At 61.6% G+C, this 16,798-nt stretch carries 16 protein-coding genes; 13 read left to right on the forward strand and 3 right to left on the reverse strand.

Features of this window, described 5'->3' with window-relative positions:
* Nucleotides 1-17 precede the first annotated feature (17 nt).
* Both lysA and P7F28_RS18205 read right to left on the reverse strand, forming a co-directional pair.
* Nucleotides 18-1,283 (reverse strand): diaminopimelate decarboxylase, encoded by a 1,266-nt coding sequence (gene lysA / locus P7F28_RS18200; RefSeq protein WP_277185985.1) that lies wholly within the window; start codon nt 1,281-1,283, stop codon nt 18-20.
* Between the two features lie 27 nt (nt 1,284-1,310).
* Nucleotides 1,311-1,604, reverse strand: a complete 294-nt coding sequence (locus P7F28_RS18205; RefSeq protein WP_277185986.1) for a lipoprotein — start codon at nt 1,602-1,604, stop codon at nt 1,311-1,313.
* Nucleotides 1,605-1,639: 35 nt separating this feature from the next.
* Here P7F28_RS18205 and cyaY point away from each other — a divergent pair, with 35 nt between their 5' ends.
* Nucleotides 1,640-1,957, forward strand: coding sequence for an iron donor protein CyaY (cyaY, locus tag P7F28_RS18210; protein ID WP_277185987.1), 318 nt, complete (start codon nt 1,640-1,642; stop codon nt 1,955-1,957).
* A gap of 56 nt (nt 1,958-2,013) precedes the next feature.
* Here the strand turns inward: cyaY and P7F28_RS18215 are convergent, their stop codons facing one another.
* Entirely contained in the window at nt 2,014-4,419 is a 2,406-nt protein-coding gene (locus P7F28_RS18215) for a penicillin-binding protein 1A (RefSeq protein ID WP_277185988.1), read from the reverse strand.
* 323 nt (nt 4,420-4,742) lie between these two features.
* Here P7F28_RS18215 and pilM point away from each other — a divergent pair, with 323 nt between their 5' ends.
* From pilM to ugpQ, 12 genes are all read left to right on the forward strand, one after another.
* Nucleotides 4,743-5,744 (forward strand): pilus assembly protein PilM, encoded by a 1,002-nt coding sequence (gene pilM / locus P7F28_RS18220; protein ID WP_277185989.1) that lies wholly within the window; start codon nt 4,743-4,745, stop codon nt 5,742-5,744.
* Nucleotides 5,741-6,313, forward strand: a complete 573-nt coding sequence (locus P7F28_RS18225) for a PilN domain-containing protein (RefSeq protein WP_277185990.1) — start codon at nt 5,741-5,743, stop codon at nt 6,311-6,313. Before pilM ends, P7F28_RS18225 begins: the two co-directional genes overlap by 4 nt.
* Nucleotides 6,310-7,329: a hypothetical protein gene (locus P7F28_RS18230; protein WP_277185991.1), complete on the forward strand. Its 1,020-nt coding sequence runs from the start codon at nt 6,310-6,312 to the stop codon at nt 7,327-7,329. The genes P7F28_RS18225 and P7F28_RS18230 overlap by 4 nt, the downstream gene beginning before the upstream one ends.
* Before the next feature lie 41 nt (nt 7,330-7,370).
* Nucleotides 7,371-8,819, forward strand: a complete 1,449-nt coding sequence (locus tag P7F28_RS18235; RefSeq protein WP_277186038.1) for a type IV pilus secretin PilQ — start codon at nt 7,371-7,373, stop codon at nt 8,817-8,819.
* Nucleotides 8,820-8,909: 90 nt separating this feature from the next.
* Nucleotides 8,910-9,461 (forward strand): shikimate kinase AroK, encoded by a 552-nt coding sequence (gene aroK, locus P7F28_RS18240; protein WP_277185992.1) that lies wholly within the window; start codon nt 8,910-8,912, stop codon nt 9,459-9,461.
* Between the two features lie 22 nt (nt 9,462-9,483).
* Nucleotides 9,484-10,560: a 3-dehydroquinate synthase gene (gene aroB, locus P7F28_RS18245; protein WP_277186039.1), complete on the forward strand. Its 1,077-nt coding sequence runs from the start codon at nt 9,484-9,486 to the stop codon at nt 10,558-10,560.
* 42 nt (nt 10,561-10,602) lie between these two features.
* Complete coding sequence (locus tag P7F28_RS18250) at nt 10,603-11,829, forward strand: deoxyguanosinetriphosphate triphosphohydrolase (RefSeq protein WP_277185993.1); 1,227 nt, start codon at nt 10,603-10,605, stop codon at nt 11,827-11,829.
* A gap of 46 nt (nt 11,830-11,875) precedes the next feature.
* The gene (gene ugpB, locus P7F28_RS18255) at nt 11,876-13,192 is read left to right on the forward strand and encodes a sn-glycerol-3-phosphate ABC transporter substrate-binding protein UgpB (protein ID WP_277185994.1); all 1,317 of its coding nucleotides are present in this window, start codon (nt 11,876-11,878) and stop codon (nt 13,190-13,192) included.
* Nucleotides 13,193-13,250: 58 nt separating this feature from the next.
* Nucleotides 13,251-14,135, forward strand: a complete 885-nt coding sequence (ugpA, locus tag P7F28_RS18260) for a sn-glycerol-3-phosphate ABC transporter permease UgpA (protein ID WP_277185995.1) — start codon at nt 13,251-13,253, stop codon at nt 14,133-14,135.
* The gene (gene ugpE / locus P7F28_RS18265) at nt 14,132-14,977 is read left to right on the forward strand and encodes a sn-glycerol-3-phosphate ABC transporter permease UgpE (RefSeq protein WP_277185996.1); all 846 of its coding nucleotides are present in this window, start codon (nt 14,132-14,134) and stop codon (nt 14,975-14,977) included. Before ugpA ends, ugpE begins: the two co-directional genes overlap by 4 nt.
* 4 nt (nt 14,978-14,981) lie before the next feature.
* The gene (locus P7F28_RS18270; RefSeq protein WP_277185997.1) at nt 14,982-16,058 is read left to right on the forward strand and encodes a sn-glycerol-3-phosphate import ATP-binding protein UgpC; all 1,077 of its coding nucleotides are present in this window, start codon (nt 14,982-14,984) and stop codon (nt 16,056-16,058) included.
* Between the two features lie 15 nt (nt 16,059-16,073).
* The gene (gene ugpQ, locus P7F28_RS18275) at nt 16,074-16,796 is read left to right on the forward strand and encodes a glycerophosphodiester phosphodiesterase (protein WP_277185998.1); all 723 of its coding nucleotides are present in this window, start codon (nt 16,074-16,076) and stop codon (nt 16,794-16,796) included.
* The last annotated feature ends 2 nt before the right edge of the window (nt 16,797-16,798 follow it).

Raw genomic sequence — 16,798 nt, forward strand, 5'->3', positions numbered from 1 at the left:
GGTGCGTCAGGCGCAGTTCAGTCCGGCAAGACCGACTCACCCGCAAACAACTGCGCCACTTCTTCCCGCTGACGTACAACACGCGCGCGTTCGCCATCGACCATGATTTCGGCGGCGCGCGGACGCGTGTTGTAGTTCGAGCTCATCACGAAGCCGTACGCGCCCGCGGAGCAAATCGCCAGCAGATCGCCTTGCTCGATGGCAAGCGCGCGATCACGTCCGAGCCAGTCGCCGCTTTCGCACACCGGGCCGACGACGTCGTATTGATGCGCTTCGACATCGTTACGCTTCTCGACCGCCACAATGCGATGAAACGCCTCGTACATGGCGGGGCGCGCGAGGTCGTTCATCGCGGCATCGACGATAGCGAAGTTCTTCTCTTCGCCCGGCTTCAGATACTCGACACGCGTGAGAAGCACGCCCGCATTGCCGACCAGCGAACGCCCCGGCTCGAAATACACTTCGCGATGACCGTGGCCGCGCTTTTCGATGTGATCGAGCAGCGTCTTCACGAACTTGCCGATTTCCGGCGGCGTTTCGTCGTCGTAGGTGATGCCCAGACCGCCGCCGACATCGACGTGATGAATATGCATGCCGTCCGCTTCGATCTGCTCGACGAGTTCGAGCAGCTTATCGACGGCATCGAGATACGGGCTGATTTCGGTGATCTGCGAACCGATATGGCAATCGATGCCGATCACATCGAGATTCGCCATACCGTGCGCGGCACGGTACGTGGCGCGCGCATCGCTGAAAGCGACGCCGAACTTGTTCGACTTGAGGCCGGTGGAAATATACGGATGCGTTTTCGCATCGACATCGGGATTCACGCGCAGCGAAACCGGCGCCTTTTTGCCGAGCGATTGCGCGACTTCATTCAGCGCGTGCAACTCGGGAATCGATTCGACGTTGAAGCACTTCACGCCGAGTTCGAGCGCTTCGCGCATTTCCGCCGCCGTTTTGCCAACGCCAGAAAACACCGTGTTCTCCGGCTTTCCGCCCGCCGCGATCACGCGCGCCAGTTCGCCCGACGACACGATATCGAAGCCCGCGCCCAGACGCGCGAACACGTTGAGCACAGCGAGATTGCTGTTCGCTTTGACGGCGGCGTGGACGGTTGCCTTGCGGCCCGCGCACGCATCCGCGTACGCGCGATACGCTTGCGTCAGCGCATCGCGCGAATAGACATACAGCGGCGTGCCGAATTGATCAGCAAGCGACGCGGCGGAAACGCCTTCGGCGTACAGCACGCCATCGACATAGTGGAATGCGGAATCACTCATGCTTGCAACCAGAAAAGGGCGAGAGAATTACTCGACGGAAGAAGCCGCTTTGGGCGCGTCCGGCGCGGATTTCAAATCCGATTCCGGCGACAGCGAGAGCGGCTGGCCGGAGGTGTCGGGAACGTCGCCGGATGCGCTTTCGTCCGAAGGAGCGACGGTTGCGGGCGGCGTATTCTGGAGGTCGCTGGGACGCTGCGGCATGGGCGGCACAGTCGGCAGATAGAGCGGGCCACGTTGACCACAACCGCCGAGCGAGACTAGCGTCGCAGCGGAAAGGCACAAAGCCGCTACAATTCCGCTCAACTTGAAAACGACTCGCATGACCGTCCCTGAACGTTGAATCGATGGAGTTTAGCATGACAGACCAGGAATACCTGAGCTTGGCGGAGGCCGCTCTGAGCGCGATCGAGCGCGATGTGGACAACGCCGAAGCCGATATCGAATTCGAGCGCAGCGGCAATGTTTTGACGCTGGAATTCGAGAATCGCACGAAGGTGATCGTCAATTTGCAGCCGCCGAAACATGAAATCTGGTTGGCCGCGAAAGCAGGCGGTTTCCACTACAAATATGTCGATGGCGCCTGGCGCGACACACGCGACAACAGCGAGTTCTTCGCTACGTTGTCGAAGTATTCGAGCGAGCAAGCCGGCGAATCGATCAGGTTCAAGGCGTAAAAAAAGAGCGACCAAATGAAAATGGTCGCTCTTTTTTATTCATGAAGCAGAAGCCGTTACTGGCCTTTGAACAGATTCATGATGTCCTGCTTCTCCTGTTCGCCGACTTCCGGCGCAGGCGCGGCGACGCCCGACACGCCTTCCTGTGGCGGCGCCTGACTCACGCCGATCGTCGCGACGAAACCGTGACCCGGCGTCATATCGTCGAAGTAGAGTTCGCCGCCGAGCGTCTTCACATCGGGCGGTTGCATCGGCTTGTATTCGGGCACGCCTTGCAGCGCGCGGCGCATGTAGTCCATCCACACCGGCAACGCCAAACCGCCGCCGGTTTCCTTATCGCCGAGACTGCGCGGATTGTCATAACCGATCCACGCAACCGCGACCAGATTGCGCTGATAGCCCGCGAACCAGGCATCGCGTGAATCGTTGGTGGTGCCGGTCTTGCCGGCGAGGTCGGTGCGCTTCAGTTCGTTGGTCTTCGCGCCCGTGCCGCGCTGCGCCACGCTTTGCAGCAGGCTGTTCATCACGTACGCGTTGCGCGGCGTGATGGCGAGCGGCGCGGACTGCTGCGCGATCAGCGGTTGCGGATGGGAAACCACCGCGCCGTACGGATCGGTGATATCGGCAATGAGGTACGGATTCACGCGATAGCCGCCGTTGGCGAACACCGAGTAACCCGCCGCCATTTGCAGCGGCGTGACCAGACCCGCGCCGAGCGCCATCGGCAGATAGGCGGGTTGCTTGTCCGCGTCGAAGCCGAAGCGCGTCACATATTGCTGCCCGTACTTCGTGCCGATGTGGCTCAGGATGCGGATCGACACCATGTTCTTCGAGCGCTGAAGCGCGGAGCGCATGGTCATCGGGCCATCGAAGCCGCCGCCGTAGTTCTTCGGTTCCCACGCCTGACCGCCGGTTTCGGCAGCCGAGAAGAACAGCGGGCCGTCGTTGATGATGGTCGCCGGCGACAAACCCTTCTCGAGTGACGCCGAGTAAATAAACGGCTTGAAGCTCGATCCCGGCTGACGCCACGCCTGCGTCACGTGGTTGAACTTGTTCTTGTTGAAGTCGAAGCCGCCGACCAGCGCGCGGATTGCGCCATCCTGCGGCACCATCGAAACGAGCGCGCCTTCGACTTGCGGCAATTGCGTGATGACCCAGTCGCCGTCGTCGTTCTTCATCAGGCGCACGATCGCGCCGGGGCGAATCCGCGAATTCGGCTGCGCCTTGGGCCCGAGCGCGAACTGCACGAAACGCAGATCGTTGCCGCTGATCGTCGCCACGTTTCCGTCGATGAAACTCGCCTTCACTTCCTTAGGACTCGCCGATGTCACCACCGCCGCGACGATATCGCCGTTATCGGGATGTTCGGCCAGCGCGTCGTCGATCGCCTGTTCGCGATCGTCGGCATCTTTCGGCAGATCGATATAACCTTCCGGCCCGCGATACCCATGCCGATGTTCATAGTCCATCAGACCTTTTCGCACGGCGCGGTAGGCGACGTCCTGATCGGCGGAATCGATCGTGGTCACGACATTGAGACCGCGCGTGTACGCTTCCTCGCGGTATTGCGCGTACATCATCTGACGCACCATTTCCGCGACGTATTCGGCGTGCACGCTGAACTCACGGCCTTGTCCCTTCACGACAATTTTTTGCGCGATAGCCGTCTCGTATTCATCGTCGGTGATGAAGTTCAGTTCCCGCATGCGCTGAAGGATGTACTCCTGCCGCACCTTCGCGCGCTTCGGATTCACGACCGGGTTATAGGCCGACGGCGCTTTCGGCAAACCGGCGAGCATGGCCGCTTCCGCGAGCGTGATGTCTTTCAGATCCTTGCCAAAGTACACGCGCGCCGCGCTCGCGAAACCATACGCACGCTGTCCGAGATAGATCTGATTCATATAGACCTCGAGAATCTGATCTTTCGTCAGTGCGCGCTCGATCTTGTATGCGAGCAGCATCTCGTAAATCTTGCGCGTGTACGTCTTCTCGCTCGACAGGAAGAAGTTGCGCGCGACCTGCATGGTGATCGTGCTCGCGCCCTGCGATGCGTGCCCGTTCGACAGCGCCACGGTGCCGGCACGCAGAATGCCGGTCAGATCGACGCCGCCGTGGTCATAGAAACGCGCATCTTCGATGGCGAGCACGGCCTTCTTCAGATGATCGGGCACGTCCTTGATACGCACGACGCTGCGGCGCTCCTCGCCGAACTCACCGATCATCACGTGATCGGCGGTATAGATGCGCAGCGGAACCTTCGGCTTGTAATCGGTCAGGGCGTCGAGCGAGGGCAGATTCGGCATGGCGACGACGAGCGCGTAACCGAGCACGAGGCCCGCGCAGACGATCACCGCAAAAATGCTGACGAAGAAGCCGAACAAAAGCCGTTGCCACCAGGGGCGTCTGGGTTTTTGCCCCTTGGGCGGTTGAGACGGTGGATTGGTCGGGGAAGAGGATTGCATAGAGACACCAAAAAACGGTCACGCGATTATAGCCGCCCAGGTTTTGGACATTTCTTAACGCTTTCATTCGACGCACCGCGCGACGGCTCACGCCGCGCACGTCGCTCAGGGTCGATTTTGTGTGTCCTTAATGCGTTTTTCCCGCGTCTCGCCGTCTCCTCAAGATACGCGCGATCGAACGCCTGAGCACCTTAAAAAACCGCATCTTCGCACTGCCGGACTAGGCCATTCGGACGAATGTTCGCCAACGCGAACAATCACCACAATTGTCTGACTGCTTGCGCCGGAACGGTTCGGCGCGCGGAAGACAGATGAGGTGTTCGATGGAGAAAGAAAACGCGATGCGCGGTTCACTGCTGACGGTGTCGCGCCGATTCGCGGCGGGGATCGATGTGAGCGAAGACGCGGTGCGGCTGGCGATCATCAGCCGTCGTCTGAAGGCGAATTCGTCGATATGCGTGGAGCGTCTGGAAACGGTGCCGCTCGACGAAGGCGTGGTCGTCAGAGGCGATTTCCTCGATCGTCCCGCGATTGTTGCGGCGTTGCGCACGGCGTTCGAACGGCTGCCCGTCAACGGCACGCGACGCGCGCTGCGTTGCGCGATGGGACTGCCGTCTTCGGCGACGCATACGCTGAGCGTGCCGCTGACGCAACTGATCGAGCCACGCAAAATGCGCATGTCCGGCTCCAGTGGCGATCCGTCCGGCGTGCTCGAACCGGCGGTGCTGGCGGAAGCCGAACGCGCGCTCGGGATGGAGCGCGCGTCGCTCGCGGTCGATTGGTCAGTGCAAAGGCGCAGTAACGGACTGTCTACGGTGTCGATCGCGGCGACACAGCGGCGCTTCGTGGAAGCGCGGGTGGAAGTGGCGGCGCAGGCGGGCATCGCGCTATCCGCGATCGATGGCGAACCGGGCAGCGCGCTGCGCGCCATGCGTCACGCCGGATCGACCGAATTCGATGCGGATTCGCGCTATCTCGTCTGCTGGGCGGAAAGCACGGGCATGCACGGCTGGGTGGTGAACGCGGGCGAGATCGAAAACGAAGGGCGTTATCCGACGCCGGAATTCAGAACTATCGGCGAAGCGCTGCGCGATCTGGCGGGCGACGCCGCACCGCCGCACTGCATCTACGTGGGCGGCAATCTGGAACTGATGGAGCGCGGCGGATTTTCGACGCTCGCCATTTCCGCGCTCTTCGACTGCCCGACGCTGCCGTTCGAAGCCGCGCCTTTCTGCAACGGCGCCGCAAATATCGACGATGTCTTGAAGCATTCGCCGCGCTTTGCGGTCGCGTTCGGTCTGGCGTTGCGCGAGGTGTTGCAATGATCGGCGCGGTGAATCACGACGGGTTCAATTTGCTGCCGTATCGGTCGCGGAAAAGGCGCGAGTTGCGTCGCCGCCGATTGATCGTGCTGGCGGCGGCCGGTCTCGCGGGATGCGCCGGCGTGGGTGCCGTCGGCGGATGGGACGCGTTCGAGCGCTCGCGGCTGGATGCGCGCCGCGCGGCACTGGACGCGTCCTTGCGAACATCGGGCGCGCAGGCGGAGGAGCACGCGCGGCTGACGCGTGCCGAAGCCGAGCGGCGGCGCGTGCGGCAGACGGCGCAACCGCTTGCCGCGCCGCGTGACCGGTTTCTTGCGCTGCTCGAAACGCTCGCGCAGACGCCTGCGCAGCGTGGCGTGTCGTTACAACGTGTATCGCAGCGGACGGACGAAGTCGAACTGGCGGCGTTCGCGCCCGATTCGCAATCGGCGGCGCGCTGGATCAAAGGTCTGGAGCGTGTGCGCGATGTGAAGTCGGTGGAGATCGTGGAGATGAAACGCCATGTCGATCGATACGAATTCTCCGCGCTTGTTCGATACACATCGCAGCGTCAGAAAGGAGACGCTAAATGACCGCGATGACAATGCACCTTTCCGCGCGATCCATTCTCTCGCCGCTGGACGAATGGTCCGCGCGACGGACTTTGTGGAGCGCGTTGTTGCTGGCGCTCGCGGTGTTTTTCGTCGGCATGCAGACGTGGCGCGCGTCCGGTTTGACTGATCTCGAAGCGAGCCGCAGCGCGCTCGATGGCGCGCGGACGAAGATCGAACAAACGCGGCGTCTGCTCGTTGAACTGCCTGAACTACGCGCACGCGCCAAGGCGAACGATCTCAAGCCGGAACACTGGACCGCCGCCGATGCCCTGCGCGCCATTACCGAACTCGCCACGCAAAGCGGCCTGCGCGTCACCGAAATCGAGCCGATTCAACCGAACGCCACCGATCGGGCGCTTAAGTTTCGCGCGGACGGCGCGTTTCCCGACATCGTGCGGTTTCTGCAGGCGTTGAGCGGGCTGCCGCGTCTGATCGTGCCGGAGCGCACGCTGATTCGGCGGCAGGCGGGCGTGCTCGGCATCGAGGCCGCGCTGCGCGTGTACGAAGCGCTGCCCGCCGTGCCGATGCCCGGACCGGCGCGCACCGACGCGTTCATCATCGATCCGTTCGGCAAGGACACGGCAGGCGGATTCGCGCGCGGCGGCGATCTGCTGCTGGTCGGCACGTTCGTGGGAAGGCATCGCGCGATGGCGCTGGTGCAGAGCGGCGAGGGGATCGACGGATTCGTGGCGGGGCAAAAGATTGGCGATGAGCGCATCGGCCACGTTGCGCCGCGCGCGATTCAGCTTGCCGGTGACGATGGTCTGTCGCGCACGCTGACCATCGCGGGCGAGCGCGGCGACGGATCGTTCGAGCGCGTGGCGGCGCAGGAGATTCCTTACACCGCTGCGGAACCGAAGTCGAAGCAGAAGCCGCGCGAAAAGAAGACCGCATCGTCGCCGAAGCGCAAACCCGCTGTCACGCGCGATAAACCTGCATCGAGCGTTGAAGGCATTGCGCATCACTTGATCTTCGATAAAGCGAGGCACAAGTGAACATTGCCAAGCTGGTTTTATCCACGCTGCTGTTTGTATCGATGCGCGGCGCGCTGGCGGACGAAGGCAGCGAGGTCGTCCTGCCACCGCTGCCCATTTCCTTCGATTCCCAGACCGCCGACCAAACGGCCATCGACACGAGCAGTCCGCCAAAAGCCGAAGCGCCCGTGCCCGTTGCGCCAGCGCCGGAGCCGGCCACCGCCGAAGCCCTCGAAGGCCCGCCCGTGCCGCTCGCGCCACCCGCGCGCCTGAGCGTCGCCACGGCGAATGGAATCGACGACAGCAAGCCGATCACGCTCGACCTGAAAAACGCCGACCTGAGCGTCGCGCTGCAATCTTTCGCGCGCTTTGCGGGCATCAACATCATCGCGAGTGAAAAGGTGCGCGGACAGATATCGCTGAATCTGGTCGATGTCCCGTGGCGTCGCGCGTTCGATACGCTTCTCGAAGTCAACGGCCTGGCGATGGAGCAGCACGGCAACGTCATCTGGGTCGCGCCGCTCGCCGAACTCGCCGCGCGCGAAAAGCTGCGCTTCGAAGCTCACGCGCGTGCCGCCGATCTCGAACCGCTGGCCAGCCGTACGTTCGTGCTGCGCTATCCGCGCGCCGAGGACGTGCGCAAGATGCTGAGCGGCGCGGGCAATCAGCGCGTGCTGTCCAAACGCGGCTCCGCCATGGCCGATCCGCGTACCAATCTGCTCTTTATCACCGATCTCGACGCGCGCGTGCAACAGATCGCGGCTCTGATCGCGCTGCTCGACAAACCGACGCCGCAGGTGATGATCGAGGCGAAGATCGTGGAAGGAGAAGCGGGCTTGTCGCGCAATCTCGGCGTCAAACTGGGCGTTGCGCCGCAAAGCGATCCGGCGACCGGCTTGGCGGGCGGCAAGGACGGCGTGGTATACGATCTGTCTGCTGGACCGATCAACGGTTTCGACGCGGCGACCGCCGGATTGACGCTGTTTGTCGCGCAGGCCACGCGGCTGCTCAATATCCAACTGAGCGCGCTGGAGGCCGAAGGGCGCGGCACGATTGTCTCGCGGCCGCGCGTGGTGACGGCGGATCGCGTGAAATCGGTTGTCGAGCAGGGCATGGAGGTGCCGTATCAGGCGAAAGTCGGCAACGGCATGTCGGGCGTGCAGTTTCGCCGCGCAACGCTCAAACTGGAGGTCGAGCCGCAAATCACGCCGCACGGGCACGTCATTCTGGATCTCGACATCACGAAAGACAGTCTGGGCGAGCAAACCGCCAACGGCCCGGCAATCCACACCAAACATGTGCAAACGCGCGTGGAAGTGGAAAACGGCGGCACGGTGGCGATCGGCGGAATCTACGCCGAAGACGAGCGTGACGACGTGACCGGCGTTCCCGGTTTGTCGAAACTGCCGCTGATCGGCTGGCTGTTCCGTCACGATGCGCGGCGCAGCTCGAAAACCGAGCTGATCGTTTTGATCACGCCGCATGTGATTGCATCAGGCGAATCGGGCTGAAAGCCACGCGCGGCGCGACTCGACAAAGCACGCGGTTTGCCCTTAAGCTGCCGCACGAACAAATTTCGATCGAACTGGAAGGAAACCGAGTTGCAGGAAGGGCACGCGAACGCGAACATTTTTTTCGTCGGACTCATGGGGGCGGGTAAAACCACCGTGGGCCGTGCGGTTGCGCGCCGTTTGCAGCGCTCGTTCATCGATTCGGATCACGAGATCGAAGCGCGCACCGGCGCGCGGATTCCGGTGATCTTCGAAATGGAAGGCGAGGTCGGATTCCGGCAGCGTGAAGCCAGTGTGATCGACGAACTGTCGCAGCGCAGCGGTATCGTGCTGGCGACGGGCGGCGGCGCGGTGTTGCGCGAAGAGAATCGCGAACATCTGAAGAATCGCGGCATCGTTATTTATTTGCGGGCGAATCCGCACGATCTCTGGCAGCGCACGCGGCGCGACAAAAATCGGCCGCTGCTGCAGACCGAAGATCCGCGCGGCAAGCTCGAAGAACTGTTCAAGACGCGCGATCCGCTTTATCACGAGACCGCGCATTTCGTCGTGGAAACGGGGCGGCCGACCGTCAACGCGCTCGTCAATATGGTCCTGATGCAACTGGAGGTGGCCGGCGTCATCAAACCGGCCGAATCGTAAAATGTCCACCATGACTACCCCGTTGATTACTGTCAGCGTCGAATTGGGCGAACGCGCCTATCCCATTCATATCGGTGCGGGACTGATCGGTCAGACCGAACTGTTTGCGCCGCATATCAAGGGTTCGTCGGTGGCAATCGTCACCAATTCGACTGTCGATCCGATTTACGGCGATACGCTGCGCGCGGCGCTCGCACCGCTCGGCAAGAAGGTATCGACTGTCGTGCTGCCGGATGGCGAAGCGCACAAGAACTGGGAAACGCTCAATCAGATTTTCGATTCGCTGCTCACCGGGCGCGCGGATCGCAAGACCACGTTGATTGCGCTGGGCGGCGGTGTCGTCGGTGATATGACGGGGTTTGCGGCGGCCTGCTACATGCGCGGCGTGCCGTTCATTCAGGTGCCGACGACGCTGTTGTCGCAAGTGGATTCATCGGTGGGCGGGAAGACGGGCATCAATCATCCGCTCGGCAAGAACATGATCGGCGCGTTCTATCAGCCGCAGGCGGTGATCGCGGATATCGGCGCGTTGCACACGCTGCCGGAGCGCGAACTGGCGGCGGGACTCGCGGAAGTCATCAAGACCGCAGCAATCGCGGACGCCGAATTCTTCGACTGGATCGAAGCGAATATCGACGCCCTTAACGCCCGCGACGACGAAGCCCTCGCGCACGCGGTCAAGCGTTCGTGCGAGATCAAGGCGTCGGTGGTGGCATCGGATGAACGCGAAGGCGGGCAGCGCGCGATCCTCAATTTCGGCCACACGTTCGGCCATGCGATCGAAGCCGGACTCGGCTACGGCGAATGGCTGCACGGCGAAGCGGTCGGTTGCGGCATGGTGATGGCGGCGGACTTGTCCGTGCGTGTTGCTGCGCTGAGCGAAGCCGCACGTCAACGGCTTGTGCGCGTGATTGAGAAGGCAAAGCTTCCCGTCGTTGCGCCGGACCTCGGGAGCGAACGCTATATCGATTTGATGCAGGTCGATAAGAAGGCCGAGGGCGGCACGATCAAATTCATTCTGCTGAACGAATTTGGTGACGTGCAAATTACCAGCGCGCCCGATCAGGCCGTGCGCGCGACGCTCGCAGCCAGCGTCTGATCACCGAGCGGCGGCCTGGACCTAAACGATGCGGAGCAGCCGGTGATCAAAAACGAAGTCGAATTTCCGCTGAGCGCGCCTTCGTCGCTTGCGTTGGAGGCGCATCTCGCGCCGTACGCAGCGCATTCGGCGACATCGCGCGGGCGGCGCTTTCACGAGTCGCCGCCGACCGCGCGCACCGAGTTTCAACGCGACCGCGATCGTATCGTGCATTCGACCGCGTTTCGGCGGCTCGAATACAAGACGCAGGTTTTCGTCAATCACGAAGGCGATCTGTTCCGTACGCGGCTCACGCATAGTCTCGAAGTCGCGCAGATCGCGCGTTCGGTGGCGCGCAATCTGCGGCTGAACGAAGACCTCGTCGAAGCCATTTCGCTCGCGCACGATCTCGGCCACACGCCGTTCGGTCACGCGGGACAAGATGCGCTGCACGAATGTATGCGCGATCACGGCGGCTTCGAACACAATCTGCAAAGCCTCGCAGTGGTCGATCAACTTGAGGAACACTACGGCGCGTTTGACGGCCTGAATCTGTGTTTCGAGACGCGCGAAGGCATTCTCAAACATTGCTCGCGGGAAAATGCGCGCAAGCTCGGTGATCTTGGCGAGCGCTTTCTCACCGGCAAACAGCCGTCGCTGGAAGCGCAGATTGCCAACGTCGCGGATGAAATCGCCTACAACAATCACGATGTCGATGATGGCCTGCGCTCCGGCTTCATCACGCTCGAACAGCTCTCTGAAGTGAGCTTGTGGCAGACGCATTTCGAAGCGGCGCGCGGCGAGTATCCGGATATCGAAGGCGAAGGACGCAGGCTGATTCACGAGACCATCCGTCGCATCATCAATACGCTGATCGTCGATCTGATCGAAGCCACGAGTCGCAATCTCGCGCGCGTACGTCCGGCATCGCTCGATGATGTGCGCAACGCGCCCACGCTCGTCTCTCATAGCGATGAAGTCGCCGCGCAAGCCGCGCAACTCAAGCGCTTTCTGTTCAAGAACCTCTACCGTCACTATCGCGTGATGCGCATGGCGAACAAGGCCAAGCGCGTCGTCACCGGTCTGTTCGATGCCTTCACCGACGATCCGCGTCTTCTGCCGCCCGCGTATCAGGTGCGCTTGCCCGTCGCGGACGAATCCGCGAACGATGCCGCCGCGCCCGTGCACGGCAGTTCGCAGGCGCGGCTGATATCGCATTACATCGCAGGGATGACGGACCGGTACGCACTGAAGGAATACCAACGTCTTTTTGTCATCGATAACAACTAACCTTGCGCGTTTATCAACGACGCATGATCAAAACGGAGACTCATCGATGGTTTGCAAGCCCTTGATCCAAGCGGCGGCTGTTCTTGCGTTCGGCGTCAGCAGCGCCGCGCATGCCGCGACCGAAATCCAGTTCTGGCACGCGATGGAAGCCGCGCTCGGCGAACGCGTGAACGTGATCGCCGACGACTTCAACAAGTCGCAGAATGACTACAAGATCGTGCCGGTGTTCAAGGGCACCTACGATCAGACGCTGGCGGCGGGCATTGCGGCGTATCGCAGTGGCAACGCGCCGGCCATTCTGCAAGTCTACGAAGTCGGCACCGCGACCATGATGCAGGCGAAGAAAGCCGTCGTGCCTGTCTACGATGTGTTCAAGCAAGCCGGCGTGCCGCTCGACGAAAAAGGCTTCGTGCCGACCATTTCCGGCTACTACAGCGACGCCAAAACCGGCCATCTGATTTCGATGCCGTTCAACAGTTCGACGCCCGTCCTCTACTACAACAAGGACGCGTTCAAGAAGGCCGGTCTCGATCCGAATCAGCCGCCGAAAACCTGGGCCGATGTCGAAGCCGACGCGAAGAAGATCAAGGCCGCAGGCTATTCGTGCGGCTACTCGTCGGGCTGGCAAAGCTGGATTCAGTTGGAGAACTACAGCGCATGGCACGCCGCGCCGTTTGCATCGAAGAACAATGGTTTCGATGGCATGGACGCCGTGCTCGAATTCAACAAGCCGCTGCAAGTCGCGCATATCCAGTTCCTGCAGAACATGGCCAAGGAAGGCACGTTCACGTACGTGGGACGCAAGGACGAGCCGGTGTCCAAGTTCTATAGCGGCGATTGCGGGATCATCACGAACTCGTCGGGATCGCGCGCGACCATCGGCAAATATGCGAAATTCGATTACGGCGTCGGCATGATGCCGTACGACGCGAACGTGAAGGGCGCGCCGCAGAACGCGATCATCGGCGGCGCGAGTCTTTGGGTGTTGGCGGGCAAAGATCCGGCGGTGTACAAGGGCGTAGCCAAGTTCCTCGCGTATCTGTCCACGCCGGAAGTCGCGGCGAAGTGGCATCAGGACACGGGCTATCTGCCGGTCACGCAGGCCGCGTACGAACTCACGCAAAAACAGGGCTTCTACGATAAGAACCCCGGCGCGGATATCGCCATCAAGCAGATGTTGAACAAGCCGCCGCTGCCCTACACCAAGGGCCTGCGTCTGGGCAACATGCCGCAGATTCGCACCGTCGTCGATGAAGAACTGGAGCAGGTCTGGGCGGAGAAGAAGACGCCGCAACAGGCGCTCGATGCATCGGTTCAACGCGGCAATGAATTGCTGCGCCGCTTCGAAAAAGCCGGTAACTAAAGGCAACTAAGCGTATGCGCCCGCGCTGAAAAGCATGGGCGCTTCGGGAAACCCAAGCATGGAAAAACGCTCTCGTTTCGATACGGGCGTGCTGCCGTATCTGCTCGTCGCGCCTCAACTCGCGATCACCGCGATCTTCTTTCTGTGGCCCGCAGGCGAAGCGCTGTGGCAGGCCACGCAAAGTCAGGACGCGTTCGGCACATCGAGCGAGTTCGTCGGCCTGGCGAATTTCAAACAGCTTTTCGCCGATCCGCTCTATCTCTCGTCGTTCAGCACGACGATGGTTTTCTGCGCGTTGGTCACCGTCTCAGGACTCGTCATTTCGCTATTGCTCGCCGCATGCGCGGATCGCGTGACGCGCGGCGCGAAGGCGTATCAAACGCTGCTGATCTGGCCGTACGCCGTCGCGCCCGCGATCGCTGCTGTGCTGTGGTCGTTCCTGTTCAACCCGAGCATCGGACTGGTGACGTACGCGCTTGGTAAGCAAGGCATCGTGTGGAATCACGCGCTGAACGGCACGCAGGCGATGTTTCTCGTCGTGCTGGCATCGGTCTGGAAGCAGGTCAGCTACAACTTTCTGTTCTTCTACGCAGGCTTGCAGGCCATTCCGCAATCGCTGATCGAAGCCGCAGCCATCGACGGCGCGGGTCCCGTGCGTCGTTTCTTCGGCATCGCTTTGCCCTTGCTCTCACCGACGAGTTTCTTCCTGCTCGTCGTGAACCTTGTCTACGCGTTCTTCGATACCTTCCCCGTGATCGATGCCGCGACCGGTGGCGGTCCCGCGCAATCGACCAAAACGCTCATCTACAAGATCTTCGCGGAAGGCTTTCAGGGACTCGATATCGGCAGTTCCGGCGCGCAATCCGTCGTGCTGATGGTGATCGTCGTCGTGTTGACGGTGATCCAGTTCCGCTTCGTCGAACGCAGGGTCCAATACTCATGATCGAGAACCGGCGCGGCTTCGATATCTTCTGTCACGCGGTGCTGCTGCTGGGCGTCGCGCTGATCGTGTTTCCGGTCTACGTCGCGTTCTGCGCGGCCACGATGAATTCGCACGAAGTCTTCAGCGTGCCGATATCGCTGATCCCGAGCACGCATCTGTTCGAGAACATCGCGCATATTTGGAAGTACGGCAGCGGCAACGCGGCCGCGCCGTTTGGCCTCATGCTCATCAACAGCATGGTGATGGCGCTGGTCATTTCCATCGGCAAGATTGCGGTGTCGATCATCTCGGCGTATGCGATCGTGTTCTTCCGCTTTCCGTTGAAGAATCTCGCGTTCTGGCTGATCTTCATCACGCTGATGCTGCCGGTCGAAGTACGCATCTTTCCGACCGTGCAAGTCGTCTCGTCGATGCATCTCGCCAACACGTACGCGGGGCTCACGCTGCCGCTGATCGCATCGGCAACGGCGACGTTTCTGTTCCGCCAGTTCTTTATGACGCTGCCGGACGAGTTGATGGAGGCGGCGCGCATCGACGGCGCGGGGCCGTTGCGGTTTTTCTGGGACGTGGTGCTGCCGCTGTCGAAAACGAATATCGCGGCGCTGTTCGTCATCACGTTCATCTACGGCTGGAATCAGTATCTCTGGCCGATTCTCATCACCAACGAGCAGTCGCTGCAAACGGCGGTGGTCGGCATCAAAAGCATGATCGCATCCGGCGATACCGCGACGGAGTGGCATTACGTGATGGCCGCGACTTTGCTCGCCATGCTGCCGCCGCTCGCCGTCGTGCTGACCATGCAGCGTTGGTTCGTACGCGGACTCGTGGACTCCGAGAAATAAGACAATGGCCGCATTGAATCTCAAAGGCGTCAGAAAGACGTACGACGGCACGAACTACGTGCTGCATGGCATCGACGTGTCGGTGAAGGATGGCGAGTTCGTCGTGATGGTCGGGCCGTCGGGCTGCGGCAAATCCACGTTGCTGCGCATGGTCGCGGGACTCGAAAGCGTGTCCGATGGCGCGATCGAAATCGGCGGCAAGGTGGTGAACAAGCTGGAGCCGAAGGATCGCGATATCGCGATGGTCTTTCAAAACTACGCGCTCTATCCGCATATGAGCGTGGCGCAGAACATGGCGTACGCGCTGAAGATCGCGGGCACCAGCAAGTCCGCGATCGATGAGCGCGTGGCGAACGCGGCGCGCATCCTCGAACTCGAACATCTGCTGGCGCGCAAGCCGCGCGAGTTGTCGGGCGGCCAGCGTCAGCGCGTCGCGATGGGCCGCGCGATTGTGCGCGAACCAGCCGTCTTTCTCTTCGACGAACCGCTTTCCAATCTCGATGCCAAACTGCGCGTGCAGATGCGCCTTGAAATTCAGCGGCTGCACGCGCGTCTTGCGACCACGAGCCTGTACGTCACGCACGATCAGATCGAAGCCATGACGCTCGCGCAACGCGTGATCGTCATGAACAAGGGGCACGCGGAGCAGATCGGCGCGCCGACCGAAGTCTACGAGCGACCGGCGACGGTGTTCGTCGCGAGCTTTATCGGCTCGCCGGCGATGAATCTGCTCGAAGGGCGCGTGTCGGAAGATGGTTCTACGTTCGTCGTTGCCGGTGACGGTCCTTCGCTGCCGATATCAGGCGTGCGAAGCGAGATGCACGGGCGCGAGTGGATCATGGGCATTCGGCCGGAGCATATGACGCCGGGCATCGACAACGCTGCGAGCGCCACGCTCGAAGTCGATTCGGCGGAACTGCTCGGCGCGGACAATCTCGCGCACGGCAAATGGGGCAAGCACGATGTGGCGGCGCGTTTGCCGCATGCGCATCGGCCAGAGCGGGGCGAGCGTCTGAATGTATCGCTGCCCGCCACGCATCTCCATTTCTTCGATCCGGCGAGCGGACTGCGCGCAAGTTAATACGGAGCATCGACGATGAAAACGTGGCCTTATCCCGCAGTCGTCGCGCATCGCGGTGGCGGCAAGCTCGCGCCGGAAAACACGCTCGAAGCCATCGATGTCGGCGCGCGGTTCGGCCACAAGATGATCGAGTTCGATGCCAAGCTCTCGGCCGACAACGTCGTGTTCCTGCTGCATGACGACAACGTCGATCGCACTTCGAATGGACATGGCGCGGCGAAATCAATGAGTTACGCACAGCTCTCATCGCTCGATGCAGGCTCGTGGTTCGGTCAGGAATTCGCCGATGCGCGTATGCCGACGCTCACGCAAGTGCACGCACGCTGCGATGCGCTCGGCATGATGGCGAATATTGAAATCAAGCCGTGTCCGGGGCGGGAAAAGGAAACCGGCACGCTGGTCGCGCGCGAAGCGTGGAGCGGCGCGCTGTTGTCGTCGTTCTCGTATGAAGCGCTTGAAGCCGCGCGTGACGAAGCGCCAACGATCAATCGCGGCATGCTGTACGAACACGTTCCTGATGACTGGCGTGCGCAAACCGCAGCGCTGTCATGCGTCTCGCTGCACGCGGATCACCGCGATCTGAACGAGCGGCTCGTCAAAGAAATCAAGGGTGCCGGACTGCGCATCCTTGCTTACACCGTCAACGAACCCGAGCGCGCGCAGCTGCTCGCGCAATGGGGCGTCGATGCGATCTGTACGGACCGCATCGACATCATTGGGGCGGATTTCTTCGCTTAGTT

This window comes from Caballeronia sp. BR00000012568055, assembly GCF_029439455.1.
Classification (GTDB): domain Bacteria; phylum Pseudomonadota; class Gammaproteobacteria; order Burkholderiales; family Burkholderiaceae; genus Caballeronia.